Origin of the sequence: Alteromonas naphthalenivorans (genome assembly GCF_000213655.1) — a bacterium.
Lineage (GTDB): Bacteria > Pseudomonadota > Gammaproteobacteria > Enterobacterales > Alteromonadaceae > Alteromonas > Alteromonas naphthalenivorans.
In genome coordinates, this window is sequence record NC_015554.1 from 75,319 (window position 1) to 97,363 (window position 22,045).

The following is a 22,045-nucleotide window of genomic DNA, read 5'->3' on the forward strand; positions in this document are numbered from 1 at the left end:
ATAGCCAGATTAGTCGGACTGCAGCGAATTGGCGCGCATCATAAAGCACCTTTTATTAATGGTCTTACGAATTATTATTGTGGTGGCGACAGTAATATCTGGATGAACTCAAAAACGTTACGCGGTAGCATGGGGTAACATGAGGATATAATGAGTTTTTTACTATGGTGCAGTGGTGGCAAGAGGTAGTGGTTTGGCTTACGAGCTACCAATCAAACCTTATTTGGAGTGGGTTGGTTTTACTGTTTTATTTGGCGGCTTCACGAAAAATTCTTCCCAAACTTGAAACCAATATTGAGAAAACCAAATTAAAGTCTACCAGCGCAATTAAGGGGTTATTTGCCGCACGAGTTATTGTGGCGACCGTATCGTTAGCCTTGCTGCTTCTAGCGTGGGGAATAGACTTCTCAGGCCTATTGGTATTATCAACCTCTATTATCACGGTAACAGGGGTAGCGTTGTTCGCCAGTTGGTCATTGATAAGCAATATTACCGCTTATTTCATACTGTTGACGAACGTTGCGTATCGCCGAGGAAATTTTATTCGTATCCTCGATGGCGATAATTTTATAGAGGGCTATATTGCCGACTTAGGGCCATTTAGTACTCGGCTGGTTACTTCTGAGCGCGAAACCCTCATGTACCCCAATAACCTAATTTTAACTCGTCCTGTGCTTATAAATCCTAAATCAGCGTGGGGCACCATGGGTAAAGTAACCCCAACAACGGCAGCGACTAAAACGGAAGAACAATCCGATAAACCGACGAAAAAGAGCCGGGTGAAAAGCGCCCCCCAAATTTAGTCGCTATCGGTATAGTGTGACTCGCGAATATGGCGAGTCATGCTTTGTAATAGTGCCCTAAGTTTTGCGGGTTTTAGCGGCTTAGATAAATAGTTAACCCCTTGATCCTTACACTTAACCACTAAATCTTCATCCGGCGTGGCTGTGATAAGCGCAGCGGGTAATATGGCATCAAGCTGGTATCTAATTTTATCTATTAAGGCTAAGCCGTTTTGCGTTTCATCGTGGCTTAATTGATAGTCCATCAATAATATCTGAGGTGATGTTTGCTCAATCAGGGCAAGCGCTTCATCCCAAGACCCCGCCAACATCACCTTAACGCCCCAGCGAGCTAGCAGCGTTTGCATGGCATCTAAGTTCTCCCTTTGATCATCTACGCAAAGTACCTGCAATCCAGTGAAAGTTGTGTTTTTAGGCTTGGCTGTCGTACTTATTGAAGAGCCAGGTTGAGCTTTTGGCAGCGTAAAGGTAAAGCAGCTACCTTTTTGGAGTGACGAGGATACGGTTATATCGCTACCCAACTGCTGGCTTAATCTACGAACAACGCCTAGCCCTAGACCAATACCGTGCTCTGCACTTTGATTAATGCGATAGAAATCACTAAAGATGTTATCTTTTTTATCTTCCGAAATGCCGATACCCGTGTCGTAAACACGAAAAGAAACGACTGACCCTACGGGTTTTATAACCAATACAACTTTGCCGCTTTGGGTGTATTTCACTGCATTTGACAGCAGGTTTTGCATAATTCGATATAAGTAAGTCTTGTCGGCCATTACCCAAAGTGGTTTAATCCATACCCGCAGTGAAAGGCCTTTTTCCCGTGCCCGCATTCTTATATCGTCAATAAGCGGGCTGAGAAGAGCCTGCACATCCACGGGCTCAATGTCTGGTTTCATTTCACCTTGGTCAAGGCGTGAAATATCTAAAAGCGTACCGATAAGGGCTTCACTTGAGGTCACGGAGTGATGCAGCTTTTGAATGATTTCATGCACACCATTCGATAGTTCTTGTTCCTCTAGTGCCGAGATATATAACTTGGCGGCATTAAGAGGCTGAAGTACATCATGGCTGGCAAGTGCCAGGAAGCGAGTTTTACTGGCATTCGCATCTTCAGCCGCCTTTCTAGCCCGTATAAGTTCAGTTTCTGCACCAGAGCGCCGCTCTATTTCAAGGCGTAGCTCGGCGTTAATAGTATGCACCTCTTCGGTTCGCCGCTTAATTCTGGCTTCTAAGTCGATGTTTGATTCTTCAAGGGCTTGTTGAATCTCAATATGATCGGTGATGTCATTAAAACTGGTTACAAAGCCTCCGCCAGGTAGGGGATTGCCTACCATTTCTATTACGCGGCCATCTTTTCGCTGCCGTTTAAATCGGTGCGGGGTACCAGAGCGTAAGTGTTCTAGGCGCTTTTCTACTTCCGCTTCTACGTCCAGTTTGCCAAATTCTCCTTGTGAAGCATTGAAGCGGATAAGTTTCTCTATGGGTATGCCTACAGCAAGAAAATCTTCAGGGTAGGTGTATAGCGCTGCGTATCGCTTATTCCAAGCCACTAAATTTAAATGTTTATCAACTACGCTAATGCCTTGATCCATGTTCTCCAGCGAGGTCAAAAGCGCAGTCATATTAAATTGCATAGCTTGCGTGGTGTCATCGAAAAAGTTGATCACTTCCGTGAAGTCCATTTTCTTGCCACGCAGTGCGCTGTCTAATAACACTTTGGCGCTGGATGCACCTATAACACCGCCTAGCGCACGCTCACAAAACGCAAGAAAGTCTTCATCGGGAGAAGCTTGGTGGTTCAGCGTGCAACTATTGTGATGCTGATATTGCTCAATAAGCTGTTCGCATCGACCTGTACCCATGAAGGTTGATAGTAGCGTAGTGAGGTCAGATACCGTCACATTGCTATTAGGACCTTTAATCACACTGTTTTTAACCACAGCAGGAGACACAAAGGCCTCGGCTTGAATTCTGTCGATGAGCCGGTGCGGGGCGAACCAAGAGAAAATAATATACATCACGGTATTAGCGCCAAGGCTTATCATCGCGCCTTGGCTGATAAGTTCGTTGTTGGCAAATTGCGAGGTTTGTTTTCCTACGAGCGGAAATACCAACCACAGTACCCAAAGTATTATTCCCACTAACAAGCCTGCGTAAACACCATGGGCATGGGCACGTTTCCAATATAATCCACCGAGGATCGCCGGCATCAACTGGATGACTAATGAAAACGCAATAAGCCCAATTGAGTGTAGCGAGCGGCTACTGGTCATTTGTTGATGATATAAAAATGCCATAAGTAAAATGAAAGCAATAACAACGCGTCGGATAAGGCGTATTTGCGCCGAGAAATCTTTCTTCTCAGAAGGATTCCCTCGAAATGCTAAATAACGAGGCAAAATAACGTCATTGGTTAACATGGTACTTAGGGTTAAGGTTGCCACAATAATCATTGCGGTAGCGGCCGATAACCCGCCTACAAATACAATAACCTGTAGTAAAGCTGAGCCGGAGAACATGGCAAGGGAGAGTACGTAGGAGTCTGGTTCAACGTTGGCACCAGCAAAAATAGCTTTACCCGCAATAGCAATAATAGGAATAACCGCAGAAATAATCGCAAGATAAAGTGGGAACAACCAACGGGCCGTTTTTAAGTGCGAAAGGCTTAGGTTATCAATGACCGCCACATGAAATTGGCGAGGCAGACATACAATGGCAGCCGCGGCCATGATCGTTTGAGCGATAAAGTTGAACGAGCTAAATTGAGAGAGTGCGGCTGTATTCACAAAGGATTCTAGAAAAGGGCCTGTCTCGGTTTGTCGCCAAGCGCTGTAGCCCACAAAGGCAACTAAGACTAATGCCAGTAATTTAATCGTAGATTCAAAGGCGATAGCGAGCATTAACCCTCGGCGATACTCGGTTACATCGGCATGCTTAGTGCCAAAATAAATCGCAAATGCGGCAATAAAGGTGGTGGCAGCAATCACGATAAAATTACTATTGGGCTGTTGGGTTAATAGCTGAAAAGTGGAGCCAATCGCTTTTAATTGCAACGCAATATAGGGAATGGTGGCCAGCAGGGCGATAACGGTCACTAACAGCGCTACGGTTTGGCGCTTACCATAACGAGACGCGATAAAGTCGGAAATTGTGGTGATATGTTGCTTTTTGCTCACTAAGGTCATTTTATAAATAAATCGATAGCCAAGCGCATAGACCAAGATGGGCCCCAACATAATAGGTAGGTAAATCCATGTGTCGCGACTAGCCTGACCGACCATGCCGAAAAATGTCCACGCCGTGCAATATATGGCGAGTGCCAGCGAGTAGATGGCTGGATGCGAGGTTAACGCGCGTGCTCGAGGCGAGTTCTTATCGCCCCAACTCGCCAAAGAAAAAAGCAAAAATAGATACAATACCGCAAGCGTAACCCAACCAAACGTCATGAGTTTCCTTTAACTTAAAGTTAACAAGTCTGTGTGCATTATAATCATTTCAACCATGGTCTACCTACGACCATGGTCTCATTTTGAATTTGAATAGTGAGGTCTAGAGTATACATCGTGCTCCTAAGTGCTTGACTTTTGCCGCTCTGAGGCCTGTTCGGTCTAAATGAAAAAGCTTGGCAATAATGTTAGCAAAGCTGGGCGTTAGGAAAATGTAAAAATAAAACAATTGATTAACCTGACATGAGGACGGAACAATGGCATTTAGAAATGATGACGACAAAAAAGCATATTGGAAGGAGAACTTGTCTCTCCTTGCTAAGCTTTTAATCGTTTGGTTTGCGGTGTCGTTTGGCGCCGGCATTTTGTTTGTCGATGTGCTAGACAATATCCACTTTTTTGGATTTAAACTGGGTTTCTGGTTTGCGCAACAAGGTTCCATTTATGTATTCGTCGCTCTAATTTTTGTATATATGTCAAAGATGAAGGCGATGGATAAACGTTATGGCGTAAACGAGGAGTAATACCATGGACGTTCAACTACTAACATTTATTATTGTAGGCGCAACATTTGCGCTATATATCGCCATAGCTGTATGGGCTAGAGCGGGTTCTACTAACGACTTCTACGTTGCTGGTGGCGGTGTGCCTCCCGTGCTAAACGGTATGGCTACCGCTGCAGACTGGATGTCGGCAGCATCATTTATTTCAATGGCCGGCCTTATTTCCTTTATGGGATACGACGGCGCGGTTTACCTAATGGGGTGGACTGGAGGCTATGTATTACTTGCCTTGTGTCTAGCACCCTACCTACGTAAATTCGGTAAATTTACTGTACCGGATTTTATTGGCGACCGCTACTACTCCCAAACCGCGAGAACCGTTGCAGTTTTCTGTGCGATCTTTGTTTGCTTTACCTATGTGGCGGGGCAAATGCGAGGAGTTGGCGTAGTATTTAGTCGTTTCTTAGAAGTCGATATTGTTACGGGTGTGGTTATTGGCATGGTTATCGTGTTTTTCTACACGGTACTAGGTGGAATGAAAGGTATTACCTATACCCAAGTTGCGCAGTTTTGCGTAATGATTTTTGCGTATATCGTACCTGCGGTATTTATCTCTATCATGGTAACTGGCCACATTCTTCCACAAACGGGGTTCGGCGCCACACTCGCAGATGGGTCGGGGATGCATATACTGCAGAAACTCGACAACCTCTCGGTGGAGCTCGGGTTTCATGAATATACCTCCGGCTCGAAGAGTACCATCGATGTATTCTTTATTACTTTTGCATTGATGGTAGGTACGGCTGGATTACCTCACGTTATCGTTCGCTTCTTCACTGTACCGAAAGTACATGATGCGCGTAAGTCGGCAGGTTATGCATTAGCATTTATTGCTATTCTTTACACTACGGCACCGTCTCTTGCAGCTTTTGCTCGCGTAAATATGATTGAAACCATTAACGGGCCTGAACTAACTGGTACAAGTTACGAGCAAGCACCGTCGTGGATTAAAAACTGGGAGCAAACTGGGCTTATCGAGTTCAACGATAAGAACGGTGATGGGGTGATGTTTTACTCTGGTGATGAGCGCAACGAAATGAAAGTTGACCGTGACATCATGGTATTAGCTAACCCTGAGATAGCAAATTTACCAGCATGGGTCATTGCATTAGTGGCCGCTGGTGGCGTAGCTGCAGCACTGTCTACTTCCGCAGGCTTACTGCTTGTTATCTCTACATCGGTGTCTCATGACTTATTGAAGCGTAACTTTGCGCCCAATATAACCGATAAGTCTGAGCTCTTTTATGCGCGACTGGCCGCAGGGGTAGCCATTGTTATTGCAGGTTACTTTGGGATTAATCCACCGGGCTTTGTGGCGCAGGTGGTCGCCTTCGCGTTCGGTCTGGCGGCATCCAGTTTCTTCCCTGCCATTATTATGGGTATCTTTAGCAAACGTATGAATGATAAAGGCGCTATTGCAGGCATGATTGCAGGTATTGCGTTCACTGCTGCCTATATCATTTACTTCAAGTTTGTTAATCCTGCGGCAAATGTACCTGAAAACTGGTGGTTTGGTATTTCGCCAGAGGGCATAGGTACGTTAGGTATGATAGTTAACTTCCTTGTTGCTTTTATCGTGTTTAAGTTTACCGATGAGGCGCCGGAAGAAATTCAAGAGTTAGTAGAAAGCATTCGCTATCCGAAAGGGGCGGGCGAGGCATCTGCACACTAACGGCTAGAAGTTAATTGTTAAAACAAGAAGCTGACGCTCAGTAATTAACTGAGCCTTTATTAAGCCAACCCGTTCAAAGAGGAAACTCTAAAAGCGGGTTGGTTTTTATCGTTTCAGGAGCATTGTGTATGACAGCTATTGCCCAGCAAGTCGCAGATTTTGTTGCTGCATCTGCGCCCTTTGATACGCTTGATGTGGATTCATTAACTGATTTACTTACCTCGGCAGAATTGCTTTACGTAACAAAAGAAAACCTAAAGACCTTAGTTGGACAATCTCGCCGAATTTATCTCATTCAAAGCGGCCAGTTTTCGGTAAGTACCGAGCAAGACGCCCCCCGTTATGTTAGTGAAGGGGACTACTTTGGCTTCCAGCGTGTTTTGGATGGTAGAGACTATCCAATGTCGGTGACGGTAGAGAGCCCAGGTCTAGTGTACAGCTTTGATGAAGCACCATTTAAAGCGCTTCTTCGTTTCGATAGCATTAATACTTTTTTTAATGGATTGCGACATGATGCACTACAAAATCAGGCTATAACAGAGTCAAAATCTATGTGGTTGTACAAACCACTTTGTGATTTAACAGAAAAAGCACCCATTGGCACCGATGTAAATACGCCCATTCAACAAGCGGCTCAACTGATGACCGATAACCGGGTGTCGTCTCTTCTCATTACTGAAGCAGGGCAGCTAGTGGGTATCGTTACCGATAGAGATTTACGTTCCCGAGTGGTTGCCGCTGGTGTTGCGCTGACGAACCCTGTTAGCAGTGTTATGACCTCGTCGCCAGCGAACGTTGCCAGTAACCTAACGTTATTCGACGCCATGGCATTAATGACCGAAAAAAACATTCATCATCTGCCTATTTTAGATAAAGACAGTCATGAACCCGTGGGGATGGTGACGGCCAGTGATATTGTTCGCCATCAACGAGGCAGCGTTCTATTCATTATTGGCGAATTGTCGAAAGCGAGCAATTTGTACGAATTAACACGTTTAGCGTGGCAGCTTCCACATTACTTTTCTGCACATGCTAAACACGCAGGCGATTATGATATTGCAGGTAAAGTGCTATCTCAGGCCACTGATATTATGACGCGAAAACTCATTGGCTTCTTTCAGCAAGAACATGGTAAAGCCGGCATGATGTTTTCGTGGCTAGTCTATGGCTCACAAGCGAGAGAAGATCAGACAATGGGATCGGATCAAGACAACGCGTTGCTATTAGCTAAATTGCCCTCGCAAGCACAAGCCGATTACTTTGCCGCCATGGCTGACTATGTCTGCAAGGGATTAGCAAAATGTGGTATTAAGCTATGCAGTGGCAATATTATGGCGAGTAATCCCGAGCTGAGGTTAACGTTAGAGCAAGCGGTTGAACAAGCGCGGAAATGGGTAAATGCGCCTACCAAAGATGCCATTATGCACTTTAATATCTTTCTTGATGCACGCTGCGCCGCGGGTGATGTGGGCTTGTTTAAAACGCTACAACGTCAAAGAATGCCCCTGCTTAAACAAAGTTTATTTCTTGCGGCATTGTCCCGTCATGCAAATGAAGTCTCTGTACCTCTTTCTATGTTTCAAAAATTTACTTATGAGAAGGGAGGGAAGCTGAAAGATACGATCGATTTAAAAGTACGTGCGGTGGCACTGATCAACAATATTGCGCGTATTTATGCCCTAGCAGGAGGGATATCAGTACCTGGCACTCTCGCAAGGCTATCTCTGTTGCCCGAAAATTCTGAGCTTTCTACCAAAGATGCAGCGAATTTGCGGGATATTTGGATATTTTTAAATCGATTACGCTGGCGGCACCAACTTCAGCATAACGTGGCAGATAATAGTGTGTCAGTGTCGTCTTTATCTTCTATAGAAAAGCATCAACTAAAGGCATCGTTTCAAGCTATCGAAAGAGCCCAAAAAGCAATTATCATAAATTTTTCCGGTGGCATGGCATAGGTATGTTGCAATGGCTAAGTAACTGGTTATCTGGGCGCGGTCCATCATCATTCGATAGGTTCAAAAACGCGACCTTACAAGACACTACCCTTATGTCGATTGATTTAGAGCTGACCTCCTTAAACGCCAATGAGTCAGAAATTACCTCTTTTGGCTGGGTATGTGGGCGTAATAGTAGCATTGCTCTAGAAACTAGCGCTTATAGCGTTGTGAAAACCAAGGCGTCTTTAGGGCAAAGCCCCGTTATCCATGGACTTATTCAGGATAATATTGCAAAGGGCGAGAAAATAGAAGATGTGCTGACTAAATTTACCGCACAGTTACCCTCGAAGGTTTTAGTTATCCATAATGCGAATTTAGATTTGGCGGTGCTAGATGCGGTATTTAGGCGATTAAATTTACCGGCACAAGAGGTTTATTACATCGACACTTTACAACTTGCTTTGTATGAATTGAAAAAAGAGCACGAAGTCGTTCCCTCAAATAGTGCATCCCTAGGTGCATGCTTACTACGAGCTGGTTTACCGGCGGTGCCTCAACATAATGCCTTAGAAGATGCCATGGCAGCGCTACTCCTATGTTATGCACAGTTAGCGTCATTAGGGCTAACACAACAAAGTTGCTTGGCAGACTTATCACATACTAAAGCGCTTGGTAAGAAAACACTTGGGGTGGTTAAGCCTTAATAAATTACCCTAAACTAAGCATTACCATACCACTTAAATTTCCGGCTCCATAACATTGTGAGCCTTTTCCACGCTACTTACGACACAGTTTCTACCTTGCCCTTTTGCAGCATAGAGGCTTTTATCAGCTTGCAGCATAGTGAAGTCGATGGTTTTGTTGTCGTCTGGATTTTTAGTTGCTACCCCAGCGCTAATTGTCACTCTTGCAAGGTTTGAATCAGCGTGGGGAATGTTTAAATTAAACACGGTTTCCAAAAGTCGATTGGCGACTAATTTTGCGCCTTTTTTATCAGTGCTAGGTAGAATAACTAAAAACTCTTCACCGCCCACACGAACTAATTTGTCCATAGGACGCAACAAGCTATCGTTAATTGCCTTGCTAAGCCTCCATAAGCAGCTATCGCCTTCCATATGCCCATATCGGTCGTTGAACCGCTTAAAGTCATCAACATCGAAAAGTACAAGAGAAAGAGGGTTATGACTCCGCTTGCCATCTTTCATCAAGCGCGGAAGGTAGTCTTCTAAATAATGTCTATTATAGGCGCCTGTTAGCCTATCGATATAAATGAGATTTTCTAACAGATCATTTTTGAGCTTATGATTGAGGTGCGCTTTCACGCGATTTTGTAACGTGCATGCATTAATAGGTTTGGTCACAAAATCAACACAGCCAGAATTCCAGCATTTTGATTGGGCTTCGTCAGATGTTGTTGCGGTAACGAAGATAATTGGAATATCAGACTTGCTCGGGTTTTCACGCAAGGCTTTTGCAACTTGATGGCCATCCATGTCTGGCATATAAACATCCATCAAGATAAGGTCAGGCGTGTTTTCTTCACAGTAAGCAAGCGCTGCTGCACCGGAAGAAACAGATGTACAACTTACCATCTCATCAAGAAGCCCTTCCAAAATCATTCGAGAGCTTGCTTGATCATCTACAATTAATAAATGGCAGTCTGATAATGTTCGTTTATTTACTTGCTCAATAAACATGTTAGTCCTTTACCTACAACGCAGCTGTTTCCAACAATTTGTAAACGTTATACCCAGAGTACCGCGGCGAGTGTAAAAAATGCATTAAACATAAGTTTAATAATTAATATTTTAACTCATTTAAATTAACGATATAAAAAGAAGCACGTACAGTATTAGGTTAGTTACCAGTCCTATCATATAAAAATAGGTTCTCGGACTTGGGTTACGCTCTGTCGCTACCGCATAGTATAGTGCCATATGAACAATTCTACATAAGCCATACACCCAAACTAAGATCGCCAGATAAAAAGGCGTAACACCAATAAACATGCAAAGTATGGCTGGAATAATAAACTGGTTTACGTTCTCAAGTGAGTTGTGAAACGTTCTATGGCTTCTAAATACAAAACTGTCATGACTTAAGTCTTCTGCGACTTTTCCTGGTACATAAGACGACTGTTTGCGATGCGCTACTGCAGCAACGATATTTTGAACTAATACCGTTAAAATGATTACCGCAAGCCCTGCGATAGTGTAAGTGTAAACAATGAACATGACTTCATCCTTGTAAGCTAGTTAATTGGTATACGGGCTAGAAGAAGGTTCTGGATTACAAAAAATATCAGTGCTAATGAGTTTGCACGGAGTGTCTTACATGGAAGGGGGAAGTAGCGGAAACCCGCTACTTACTATGAATGGACTATAACGCTTTTTTAACTTCAGCAGGAAGCAGTACAGTATCGATAACGTGAATCACACCATTTGATGTTTTTACATCAGCTTTCGTTACTGTTGCATCATCAATCATCACTTTGCCCATGGCGGTAACCACCTTCACATCACTGCCTTCAACAGTAGTTGCACTAGTCAGCGACATAACATCTTCCGCCATGACTTTACCGGATACTACATGGTAAGTAAGTACTTGTGTTAATAGCGCCTTATTTTCAGGCTTCAATAACATCTCTACGGTACCTTCAGGTAATTTAGAGAAGGCTTTGTTGGTAGGAGCGAATACAGTGAAAGGACCGTCACCTTTTAGTGTGTCTACTAGGTCGGCGGCTTTTACAGCAGTCACCAATGTTGAGAATGTTTCTTGACTAGCAGCAGTATCAACAATATCAGTTTTCTCGGACTCCATATGATGGCCAGCAAAAGCAGAAAGACTCATCAAACTCATCATTACCAATGGGATTAACTTACGCATAAAATTTTTCCTTAAATTGAGATAGAAAATTAATTGTTGTTGCGCAGGTTGTTACGCTACCACCTCAATTTGGATGATTAAGTTTACGTAATAAGAAAAGTAGGAAGATATGAATATGTAAAAATAATGTTAAATTATTGAGTGCTGCGCTATACTTCGCCAAGGTGTTAATAGGGGAGGGCTGCATTATGTTACTTCGACATCTTATTACTGCACTACTCGTTTTTATCGGTTCAGCTATGCTAGGTTGTGCTAGCACTACGCCCGTTGTTGCCAAGAATCCTTATCCTGCATTACACGACCATCTATTTCCAAGTTATGCGTCTTTTCCAATTGAAACGGAAGAGGAGGTATTTGCACTAGAAGAAGATGCTCAGTTATTTGTCGATGAGGCTGTTTTTGAGTCGGGAGGAAAAACAACCAACGTAAAAGGTCTGATCTCGTCAATCTTTGACCATTCTGAAATGGGACTATTGTACCGCAGCAATGCGAACTCGGTTGCCAGTGAGACGTTTTATAATCGTTCTGCCAACTGCCTTTCTTTGTCTATCATGACTTACGCTATGGCTCAGCACGCAGGCTACGATGCCACGTTCTATGAAGTAGATATACCCGAGTATTGGACAAGGCGTGACGGCTTCAGCTTTTTAAATGGTCACGTAAACTTAACTATCAATGTCCCGAAAGATCCATTAGTGACCAACATCGGACCAAGTAGTGCAGATGTTGATTTTGACCCACAAATGATCAGAACGCACTTTCCACGGGTGCCGGTTACCAAGCGCCTCGTGCTGTCTATGTTCTATAACAACAAAGGCGCCGATGCGCTAATTGCCAACAGTTATACGCGGGCATACAGCTACTTTAGGGCTGCTGCAGTATTATCGCCAGAGTTACAACAAAGTTGGGTCAATTTAGGTGTGCTTTACCGTATGGTCGACGCATTTGAAGCCGCAGAGCAAAGTTATCAGTTTGCGTTAAATCTAGATGAGAACAATCTGACCGCGTGGGACAACTTGTCTATTTTGTATTACCACCAAGGGTTATTTGATAAATCAGCACAAATTAAAGCAAAGGTAGAAGCGCAACGAAAAGAAAATCCTTTTTATCATTTCATTCTTGGGGAGCAAGCTTTGGACGAAGGGGAGTTAGCAGATGCATTGGAACATTTCCAACGCGCGCTTCGCTTAGATAATACCAGACACGAAGTGTTTTTTGGGTTGGCTAAAGTGTATTACGAGATAGGAGATATCAGTAACGCTGAGCGTTACATCAAACGCGCAATTCAACTTGCACCCAATTCACAAGATGAGAACCGGTACATGAGTAAGCTTTCCACGATTGCTCTGAACTACTAATTAATAACGACTAACTACTTACAAAATGAGTAGTGACCACGTAAATGCGGCGAGCGTATCAATAAATTACACCAACAAAAAAGCCACGTTAAAACGTGGCTTTTTTTTAAGAGAATAGCGCTCTTTAGATAACACCTAGCTCTTTCAAACGCTCTTGCAGGTAAGTACCCGCAGTATGACGTTCTGAAAGCTTTACATCCGGACGAGGGTGTAAGAATAGTGGCAATGAAATACGCGACTTGGTCATGTCTGCGCCATCTGGATTCACAACACGGTGTGTCGTTGATGGGAAGTAGTGACCTGAAGCTTCTTGAAGCATATCGCCGATATTCACAATCAGGCTACCAAAATCGCAAGGTACGTCTAACCAACTGCCATCTTGCGCTTTTACTTGTAACCCTGGCTCGTTAGAAGCAGGAAGAATAGTAATAAGATTAATATCTTCGTGAGCCGCTGCGCGAATAGCATCTACTTCTTCTTCGCCACTTAATGGTGGATAGTGAAGTACACGTAGTAGCGTCTGATCTGAATCTTTGATCATGTCGCCTAACGGTTGGCTGTACTTATTGCTGACTTCTTCTGGAGAATGTTTCTCAATCCAGCCTAATAGTTCAGAAGCAAGCGTGTTAGCTTCTGAATAGTACTGCGACAGCAACGGACGAAGTTCGTCAGGACATTGTCCCCATGGGTAGTAATGGAAGTACTCTTTAATATCTTTTTTCGTGAAGCCTTTAGCTACCTCTGAAACACTTTGAGGGAAGAATCCATCTTGCTTACCTTTGTTGTAAAGGTAGTCATTTTTTTCTTCGCTATCGAAAAATCCTTGCCAGCTATCGTATATGCCTTGCACCAGTGACTGTTGAATGGGGTGGTTTTTCAATACCCCAAAGCCCGTCTCTCGTAGTGACTTAACGAATTCTTCTTGGGCGTTTTCCGCCGTGTAATCAACAGCAACTAATTGCATAACATTATCCCGTTTATTTTGATTGCGGCATTATAAAGGTAGACGGGCCGCCAAAAAAGCTGTGGTAGTTGACTTAAATCAATCAACCTCATCTAAGATGCCTAATGTAATCAATGTAGACCATTTAGTCTACATTTGGGCGAAATCTTAGCCTAAAAATTAATCTAGTAATTAACCTTGTCGTTTAGCCAAGTGTTAAGTAAATGCCTGCGAGCGCTGCGCTCATCAAGTTTGATAACGTTGCTGCAATAACTGCTTTAAGGCCCAACTGAGCAATTTCTTTTCGGCGAGTAGGTGCCATAGCACCAATACCACCCATCAAAATAGCAATAGAGGACAAGTTCGCAAAACCGCAAAGTGCAAAAGTGACAATAGCTTGCGTTGATTCAGACAGGTTGGGTTGGTGCTCAAGGTAGTTAAGGTAAGCCACAAATTCGTTAACTACCATTTTCTGACCTATAAAGCTTCCTGCTATCTGTGCTTCTTCCCACGGAACACCAATTGCCCATGCTAAGGGTTGAAGTATGTAACCCATGATCCCTTCAAAGGTAACATTTTCATACCCTAACAACCCACCTGTCCAACCCACTAAGCCGTTGAACATGGCAATTAGGGCGATGAAGGCAAGTAGCATAGCGCCCACATTTAATGCGAGTGTCATCCCAGATGCTGCACCGCTAGCAGCCGCATCAAAGACGTTTGCGTAGCCAGTGTCTTCCGAATCTATTTCGCTCAAGCCGTCTTTAGGTTCTTCGGTTTCTGGCAAGATGATTTTTGCCATCAACATACCGCCAGGCGCTGCCATAAAGCTTGCTGCGAGTAAGTATTTTAAATCTACGCCCATACCCGCATAACCCGCCATGACTGAACCTGCAATAGAGGCTAGGCCACCTACCATCACGGCAAATAGCTCAGAACGCGTCATATGAGGTATGAAAGGGCGAACGACTAATGGGGCTTCGGTCTGCCCTACAAATATGTTTGCTGCCGCTGACATAGATTCAGGACGACTAGTTCTCAATACCTTTTGAAGGAAGCCACCAATCACTTTAATAATTAAGCCCATCACTTTTAAGTGATATAGCACAGCAATAAGTGATGAAAAGAAAACGATAACGGGCAACACATTAAAGGCGAATATAAATGCAATGGATTTATCGCCAATAGGACCAAAGAGAAAGTCAATTCCATCTTGACTGTAGGCAATGATGTTAGCAACAAACCCTGTTGCTGCTAACAGAACTTCTTTGCCTAGCTCAGAATACAGAACAAATGCGCCGATTAAAGCTTGCATAGCAAAGGCGCCACCGACAGTACGAAAACTAATGCTGCGTTTCGCCGACGAAAGCGCGAATGCAATACCTAAAAGGACTGCAATGCCCAGTAAACCCACCATAATATCAATCCTTTATAGAAGCGCTTGCTGTATGTGAGATTTGATCACATCTAGAGCAATTTGGTTTTTACCACCTTGTGTAACTACTACATCAGCAGTGAACCGGCTTGGCTCGATAAATTGGTGATACATCGGTTTTACAGTCTCTTCGTACTGTTTGGCAACTGACTCGATAGTGCGCCCACGCTCTTTAATATCTCGTATCATGCGGCGCATAAGACAAATATCGAGTGGGGTATCGACAAAGATTTTAACGTCATAAAGTGGCAGAAGATCTGCACGAGCAAGCAGCATAATTCCTTCAAGAATAATGACTGGCGCCGGGTTCAAAAGTTCTGTGTCAGGCAGGCGAGTATGCGTTTTAAAGCAGTAATGAGGATAGTCAATAGGCTGACCTTCTCGCAGTGCCTGCAAATGCGCTTTAAGCAATTCATGCTCAAATGCATTGGGGTGGTCGTAGTTGTTTTTTTCTCGTGCTTCCATGGGCAAGTGGTCTTGAGCGCGATAATAGTGATCTTCGCGAAGCACTTGCACAGGCCTTCCTTGAGCAGAGAAGCCGTTAAACAAATTTTCGGTAAACAGTGACTTTCCAGAGCCTGAAGCTCCAGAAATGGCAATAATTAAAGGCGATTGCATAATTCTAGAAAGCTGATTTTATTGGAGCAAAGATACGCGTTTAGCCTCTACGAATCAATGTTATATTCATACCAATTGGTCAAATGGATCGCTATTTGCTAGCCGAATCAATAACATTCGCTTAATTTGAGTGCGTTTTCATTCCTAAATTTATTTTCATGTCACTGTCATAATTGATTAAAAAATAGCTAGTTTCCGATAATTTCTACATCGTCAGGGGATAAATGGGTAAGCGCATAAGAATGCTGTTTTGAACGAGAACCTTCACCTTGGGCACGTGGAGGGTAATAGCGTTCTTTTTCCTCAGGGTACAAGGTAAATACCTCATCAAGTGATGCTCTGATTTCGCTTAACGTTTTATCTAAGTTAGCGTTAAAGTCTGGCCTTTTACGTTTCGTGTGCCCTAACTCAATCAATCGTGCAAAGGCTTTATTCGCAAGCGCAATAAGTTCAATAGGAACATCTTTATGTGGGGGAAGAGGGTGTTCTGGGTTCTCTGTGCAATATTTAACGAGCGCTGTATAAAAGCAAAGAGGCTTGTTTTGCAATATAACAACGGTGTCATTTACGCTATTGCCCAACGTCTTATCGCGTAAATTAATAACAAGTTTGGGCTTAGGTGGGACAACTAATTCTTCACTGACAACGTGCTTAGCTTTTCGCTGTCTAGGGATAGCAAACGCAGGCGCAAGCAATACTGATATTACTAAAGCCCACCAACTAAACTTAAGGTTTTGATACATAGGGAGCGATTGCATGATTAGCGTAATTTTTTGCTCTGCGTTTTCGAATACAAAAGTATGGGATAAGCTATATTCAGGATAGGTTACATCAGCATTCACCCCCTGAATTGAGGCGACTCTAATCGGATAGTTGTCAGCGGCTAAATCTTCGTTAATAGTGTCGATATAGCGACCCACCGCATAAGTATTTACGGGGGTATTTAGTGTTGCATTCCCAACATCAAGGAACGCACTGTCCAATATTATTCTTCTTTCAACGTTGTCTTTCGCATGATGACGAGCAAACTGAATACCTATAATCTGGCCAAACGTACTGATGATTTGAAGTACCGCAAAGAGTATAAGTGCACAGATTAGGGTAAACGGGCGAACAGTTGACATCATATTACTCATCTTCACTACATCCATTCACGAGAACTAAGGTTTTGTAATAGGGACGTGCGTGAGAGTCGGCTATGTCTTTCACTACAGACTGCATGGCGCAGAGTAAATCGGTGTTTTGCATTTGCATCTTCAAAAACCATTGCATGCCGCTAACACTTTTTAGTAGAGGCGTTGCGTAGTTCTTAGACAAAATTTGCGCATCTTCTTCGGCCCAGTACGATGAAATAATATCGACTTCACCAGCAAGCAATGCTCTGCGCAGATCTTTGTGGGAATTGAAGTACACAATGTCCACGTTATTCTCAGTTAGCCCAAGGTTTTGAAGTATGGTTTTTGGAACTATGTGTCCTGAGCGGCTGGAAGGGTAATCGAGCAGGCCAATTCGTTTGCCAAGCAAGTACTCTTTTTCAAGCAGGGGCTTTTCACGCTGAGATATAAAGAAAGCGCTGTAATTGGGGTGCGAGGCTATTAGGGTTAAACCATAAATTTGATCTGCACCGAAAGCATCAACTACATTACGTTTAATTAGCGCTAAATCGACCACTCCATGGTTTATATATCGAAAGGTATCATAGTCGCTTTGCCCGACGATGACCCTGACTTGGCCAAATTGTCTTTTGATGATTTTATTGTCGCATAAACGTTCTAACGCCATATTCGCGATAGACCCATCTGTGACATACACTGAAAAGGTATCTAAATTATTTTGTAACTCGGTTTGGCAGGTTAAAGTTCGACCAGTTTGAGGAGGTACCGGAATAAATTCTATTTTCTTTGAAAAATAGCCGGCACTACCGCAAACAAGTGCGGCAATAAGGAGTATGATCCACCTTCCGGTAGCAATAATTCTGACTATTGGCAAAAAAATAACCAAATGAGTTAGTGATTTATGTACTGATTTCATCAGCTAAGGTTATTTATTGCAATAGGTAAATTTATTTTAATTGGTTATGGATATGAAAAATAAGCGTTTTTTACAAATCAGACTGAATTTTGTTAAGCGCTGTTTATTAGTCCATGATATGTCATCAATATAAACCACAAGAACAAGTCAGACGACCTTGGTTTTGATAAGTAAAATAACTTGACCAAATGGTCAGGTGTGTGGTGCAAAAATTGCGATGAAATCACGTCACGGAATTGACGAAATATACAAAACTGTAATAAATATGACACGAAGGTCTATAACAATTTCATCCACTCAAAGAAGTCTTTTAGTCAATATCAGAGGTCGTAGAGGGGAATAAATTCCCTCTGCGCTAAAAAAAAAGAATTTTAAACAAAAAGGGAAACACACATGTACTCATCAGCTAAGCTCAGCCGCGTTGCTGCAGCAGTTGCACTAACAGTGGGTCTAACCACGACTGCAATGGCTCAAGTAACGTCTTCAGATATGAATGGTCAAATCGTCGGTCCAAACGGCAACCCTGCTGTTGGAACCGTAGTTAAAGTAACTCACGTACCAACTGGTGCGGTTAAATCAGTCACAGTAAATAGTGCTGGTACATTTAACCTTCGTGGTTTACGTGTAGGTGGTCCTTACACTGTTGAAATCGACTCAGATGAATTTGCAGATCAAACGATCAGCGATATTTACCTAGAGCTTGGTGAAGCGGCAACTATCCAAAGAACACTTGAATCTGCAGCTGATTACGAAAATATCGTAGTAACGGCTTCTCAAGTAGGTAGCTTGGCATTCGGTCAAACTGGCCCTTCAGCAAACTTTGATTTGGCAACACTTCAACAAGCGCCAGCGATTAACCGTGATATCACTGATATCGTTCGTATTGACCCTCGTATCTACGTAGATGAAGGCGGTAGCGGTGGTATCCAGTGTGTTGGTAAAAGCCCGCGTTTTAACAGTTTAACTGTTGATGGCGTTCGCATGAATGACCTTTTCGGTCTTAACTCGAACGGTTACCCTACAGAAAGAATGCCTTTCTCTTTTGACGCTATCGAAGGCGTATCAGTAGAAATTGCTCCTTTTGATGTAATCTACGGCGGTTTCTCTGCGTGTAACATCAGTGCGGTAAGTAAAACAGGTACAAACGAAGTTCACGGTTCAGCGTTCTACGACTATGGTAGCGACAGCCTACGTGGTGACTCTCTTGAAGGTGATGATATCAACCTTGGTAGTTACACTGAAAAACGTTACGGCTTCACAGTGGGTGCCCCACTAATCAAAGATAAGTTGTTTGTTTTTGCTGCTTACGAAAAACTAGAAGGCGCAAATACATTTGACCGTGGTGCTATCGGTTCTGGCGCAATTAATGAAGTAGCGCTTACACAAGCCCAGCTTGAACAAATTCAGTCTGTATCTCAGTCACTATATAACTTTGATGCCGGTACAACGCCTCTTAGCATGCCTAATGAAGATGAAAAGCTTCTTGTTAAGTTAGACTGGAACATCAACGAAAATCACCGTTTTGCGTTTACGTACAACTACAACGATGGTAACAACTTCTCAGAATCTGACGGCGACGCAGATGAGTTTGAACTATCTAGCCACATTTACGAGCGTGGCGCAGAGCTTCAATCGTTTGTTGGTGTACTTTACTCAGACTGGACAGACAAATTCTCGACTGAAATTCGTGTTTCTCGCACCGAGTTAGATAACCTACAGCGTTCTATGTACGGTGACGGCACTCCAGGCGGCAACGACTTTGGTGAAATCAAAATTGAGCTAGGTAATGACACAGATACTTCTGATGACGATCTAACGGTTTTCCTAGGTTCTGATGACAGCCGTCAAGCAAACGACCTAGATTGGGAAGCGCTTAGCCTAATGTTTCGTGGTAACTATTACTTCGACAACGGCCACGCGTTAACTTTCGGTTACGAGAGCGACAAACTAGATATCTACAACCTTTTCGTTCAGCACTCTGAAACCTCTATTACTTTTGAAAGCTTAGAAGATTTCACTAACGGTACTAATGCAGAAATCGAATACGGTTATGCTTATTCTGGCGAGCTATTAGACCGTGCTGCTGAGTGGGGTTACACGTCACACTCTACTTACGCACAAGATGAGTTCTATCTTACTGATGATTTGAAAGTGGTTGCGGGTTTACGTTATGACTGGATCACAACGTCAGACGAGCCTGTTGGAAACGCTGATTTCGTAGCTGGAAACGGTTATGACAACACAGCTAACCTAGACGGTCTTAGCTTACTACAACCACGTGTTGGCCTTAACTACACGGTAAGTGACTCAACTGAATTACGTGGTGGTGTTGGTTTATTCTCAGGTGGTAACCCGAACGTATGGATGACAAACAACTATCAAAATACTAACGTTATTGGTGGTGAAGTTGATGGTGAATACGCTGACTTATTCGACGGCAGCATTACATGGGTTAACACAGAAGACGGCGTAACAGCTGGTCCTGGTTACTCAGTACCTTCTGATTTAGACGAAGAAATGTCTTCTGGTGCAGGTAGTAACTTTGAAAGTAACAACCTAGATCCAGGCTTCGTAATGCCTCGCGAATGGAAAATCTCTGCGGGTATGACTCACATCAATGATGAAGACTACGTATTCAACTTAGATTTTCTTTTAAGTGTGACGCAGAAACAAGCCATGATTAAATATGTGGGTCTTGAGCGTGTAGGTACAACTGATGAAGGTTACCCTGATTATGATTCAGTAGGTTACGGTTCACTTGAACTGACCAACTCTGATGAAGATTCAGTGTCTTACTCACTAACAGCGACCATGAACAAGTCTTGGGACAACGGTTTTACTTTCACCGGTGGTTATAACTACAGCCACGCTGAAGATGTACAACCAATGACGAGTTCAGTCGCGTTCTCTAACTTCCAGTACAGAGCATTTACTGACATTAACGAAGAAGTATCTTCAGTGTCTGATTGGAATATCGAGCACCGTTTTACTGCTGACCTTCGTTACACAACTGAACTTATCGACGGTTACAGCACTATCTTCTCTGCTTATGCAGTAGCGCAGTCTGGTCGTCCGTTTAGTTACACCATCAGCGGTAACTCTGTATATGGCTACACGCCGTATCTTGAAGGTAACAACGTATTACCGATTGGCGCAGAGCGTAATGATGAAACTAGCCCTTGGTGGTTCAAAATGGATATCGCAGTTAGACAAAATATTCCTGCGTTCCGTGAAGATCACTCTGCTCAGGTTTACTTCGTTATGAATAACTTCACCAACTTCATCAACGATGAATGGGGTATTTTGGAAGAAGTTAACTTCAATACTGCTGCGCTAGGTACATCATCTCCTGAAAGTCGTCAGGGTGATGCATCACTTTGGGAAATGCGTGTAGGTATTGACTACCGCTTCTAAGCAACAGTTTAAAAACCAGTTGTAGTGTTAAATGCCACTTTCCAATTTTGGAAGTGGCATTTTTTTTATCTTGCAAATCAACTTCTCTTTATGTTTCTCATCGCATCGATTTTCTTTTTCTGATCTAACTATTGCCGCCATACGAACGAATAACTAAATGAATTGTTCACATGGAGAACTTATGTCTAAACATATATTAATGGTAATGACCTCACATGAATTGTTAGGTGATACAGGCAAGAAAACAGGAATGTGGCTGGAAGAGTTCGCTTCACCCTACTATGCGTTCAAAGATGCGGGGTATACCATCACCTTAGCTTCACCTATGGGCGGCCAAGTGCCAATCGACCCAAACAGCTTGGCAGATGATGCCATGACCGACGATGCTATCCGTTACACAAAAGATGAGGTTGCAAGAAGCGCAATGTCTTCAACTATTGTGTTGGAAGATGTTCGTGCAGATGAATTTGATGCCGTGTTCTATCCGGGCGGCCACGGTCCGTTATGGGACTTATCTGACAATACTCACTCCACAATGCTAATTGAAGATATGGTGAAAGCTCAGAAGCCTGTAGGCGCCGTTTGCCATGCTCCTATCGTACTTAAAGAAGTAAAACGCGCCGATGGTGAATTTTTTATTAACGGCAAAACCGTTACTGGCTTTTCAAACAGTGAAGAAGACGCAATGGGGTTAACCGACGTAGTGCCTTATTTAGTGGAAGACGCGCTTATCAGTAAGGGCGGTAAGTATGAAAGTACCGACGACTTTGGCGTTAAAGTGTGTGTTGACGGTCTGTTGGTAACCGGACAGAATCCAGCATCATCAGGCCCCGCGGCTGAAGCGCTTATTAAGGTACTTTCGTAGGGTACTTCAAGCACTTACACTACTCACTTAGCCCGTGTTGTCTAATTGACAGCTGGTATAACGGGTTT

The 22,045-nt window shown here is 43.3% G+C and carries 17 protein-coding genes; 8 read left to right on the top strand and 9 right to left on the bottom strand.

The features are described from left to right. Positions 1-164: 164 nt before the first annotated feature. Complete coding sequence (locus AMBT_RS00340) at positions 165-803, top strand: mechanosensitive ion channel domain-containing protein (protein ID WP_013782565.1); 639 nt, start codon at positions 165-167, stop codon at positions 801-803. On the opposite strand, the gene AMBT_RS00345 is transcribed toward AMBT_RS00340, so the two are convergent. After that, positions 800-4,252: a PAS domain-containing hybrid sensor histidine kinase/response regulator gene (locus AMBT_RS00345; protein ID WP_013782566.1), complete on the bottom strand. Its 3,453-nt coding sequence runs from the start codon at positions 4,250-4,252 to the stop codon at positions 800-802. The genes AMBT_RS00340 and AMBT_RS00345 overlap by 4 nt on opposite strands. Before the next feature lie 257 nt (positions 4,253-4,509). Between AMBT_RS00345 and AMBT_RS00350 the strand changes: the two genes are divergently transcribed. The 4 genes from AMBT_RS00350 to AMBT_RS00365 all read left to right on the top strand — a co-directional run bounded on the left by AMBT_RS00350 (position 4,510) and on the right by AMBT_RS00365 (position 9,131). Continuing rightward, on the top strand, positions 4,510-4,776 hold the full coding sequence (locus AMBT_RS00350; RefSeq protein WP_013782567.1) for a DUF4212 domain-containing protein: 267 nt from the start codon (positions 4,510-4,512) through the stop codon (positions 4,774-4,776). Between the two features lie 4 nt (positions 4,777-4,780). Then, positions 4,781-6,487 carry a sodium:solute symporter family protein gene (locus AMBT_RS00355; protein WP_013782568.1) on the top strand — a complete coding sequence of 569 codons (1,707 nt, stop codon included), beginning with the start codon at positions 4,781-4,783 and terminating at the stop codon, positions 6,485-6,487. Positions 6,488-6,615: 128 nt separating this feature from the next. Continuing rightward, positions 6,616-8,445 carry a DUF294 nucleotidyltransferase-like domain-containing protein gene (locus AMBT_RS00360; protein WP_013782569.1) on the top strand — a complete coding sequence of 610 codons (1,830 nt, stop codon included), beginning with the start codon at positions 6,616-6,618 and terminating at the stop codon, positions 8,443-8,445. A 2-nt stretch (positions 8,446-8,447) separates the two neighbouring features. Next, positions 8,448-9,131, top strand: coding sequence for a 3'-5' exonuclease (locus tag AMBT_RS00365; protein WP_013782570.1), 684 nt, complete (start codon positions 8,448-8,450; stop codon positions 9,129-9,131). Between the two features lie 33 nt (positions 9,132-9,164). Here AMBT_RS00365 and AMBT_RS00370 read toward each other — a convergent pair whose 3' ends face one another. The 3 genes from AMBT_RS00370 to AMBT_RS00380 all read right to left on the bottom strand — a co-directional run bounded on the left by AMBT_RS00370 (position 9,165) and on the right by AMBT_RS00380 (position 11,313). Beyond that, positions 9,165-10,124 carry a GGDEF domain-containing response regulator gene (locus AMBT_RS00370; RefSeq protein WP_013782571.1) on the bottom strand — a complete coding sequence of 320 codons (960 nt, stop codon included), beginning with the start codon at positions 10,122-10,124 and terminating at the stop codon, positions 9,165-9,167. 120 nt (positions 10,125-10,244) lie between these two features. Beyond that, positions 10,245-10,661, bottom strand: a complete 417-nt coding sequence (locus AMBT_RS00375; RefSeq protein WP_013782572.1) for an MAPEG family protein — start codon at positions 10,659-10,661, stop codon at positions 10,245-10,247. 145 nt (positions 10,662-10,806) lie between these two features. Further along, positions 10,807-11,313: a fasciclin domain-containing protein gene (locus AMBT_RS00380; RefSeq protein WP_013782573.1), complete on the bottom strand. Its 507-nt coding sequence runs from the start codon at positions 11,311-11,313 to the stop codon at positions 10,807-10,809. A gap of 188 nt (positions 11,314-11,501) precedes the next feature. On the opposite strand from AMBT_RS00380, the gene AMBT_RS00385 reads away from it, so the two are divergent. Beyond that, positions 11,502-12,671: a tetratricopeptide repeat protein gene (locus AMBT_RS00385; RefSeq protein WP_013782574.1), complete on the top strand. Its 1,170-nt coding sequence runs from the start codon at positions 11,502-11,504 to the stop codon at positions 12,669-12,671. Positions 12,672-12,795: 124 nt separating this feature from the next. Here the strand turns inward: AMBT_RS00385 and AMBT_RS00390 are convergent, their stop codons facing one another. From AMBT_RS00390 to AMBT_RS00410, 5 genes are all read right to left on the bottom strand, one after another. Continuing rightward, a complete protein-coding gene (locus tag AMBT_RS00390; protein WP_013782575.1) occupies positions 12,796-13,635 on the bottom strand; it encodes an isopenicillin N synthase family dioxygenase in 840 nt (279 codons plus the stop codon). A gap of 184 nt (positions 13,636-13,819) precedes the next feature. Continuing rightward, positions 13,820-15,031, bottom strand: a complete 1,212-nt coding sequence (locus tag AMBT_RS00395) for a NupC/NupG family nucleoside CNT transporter (protein ID WP_013782576.1) — start codon at positions 15,029-15,031, stop codon at positions 13,820-13,822. Positions 15,032-15,043: 12 nt separating this feature from the next. Beyond that, positions 15,044-15,667 carry a uridine kinase gene (udk, locus tag AMBT_RS00400; RefSeq protein WP_013782577.1) on the bottom strand — a complete coding sequence of 208 codons (624 nt, stop codon included), beginning with the start codon at positions 15,665-15,667 and terminating at the stop codon, positions 15,044-15,046. Between the two features lie 188 nt (positions 15,668-15,855). After that, positions 15,856-16,794, bottom strand: coding sequence for a hypothetical protein (locus AMBT_RS00405; protein ID WP_232363165.1), 939 nt, complete (start codon positions 16,792-16,794; stop codon positions 15,856-15,858). A gap of 1 nt (position 16,795) precedes the next feature. Beyond that, complete coding sequence (locus tag AMBT_RS00410; RefSeq protein WP_232363166.1) at positions 16,796-17,656, bottom strand: PhnD/SsuA/transferrin family substrate-binding protein; 861 nt, start codon at positions 17,654-17,656, stop codon at positions 16,796-16,798. Positions 17,657-18,091: 435 nt separating this feature from the next. On the opposite strand from AMBT_RS00410, the gene AMBT_RS00415 reads away from it, so the two are divergent. Next, entirely contained in the window at positions 18,092-21,112 is a 3,021-nt protein-coding gene (locus AMBT_RS00415; protein ID WP_013782580.1) for a TonB-dependent receptor, read from the top strand. Positions 21,113-21,293: 181 nt separating this feature from the next. Continuing rightward, entirely contained in the window at positions 21,294-21,977 is a 684-nt protein-coding gene (locus AMBT_RS00420) for a type 1 glutamine amidotransferase domain-containing protein (RefSeq protein ID WP_013782581.1), read from the top strand. The last annotated feature ends 68 nt before the right edge of the window (positions 21,978-22,045 follow it).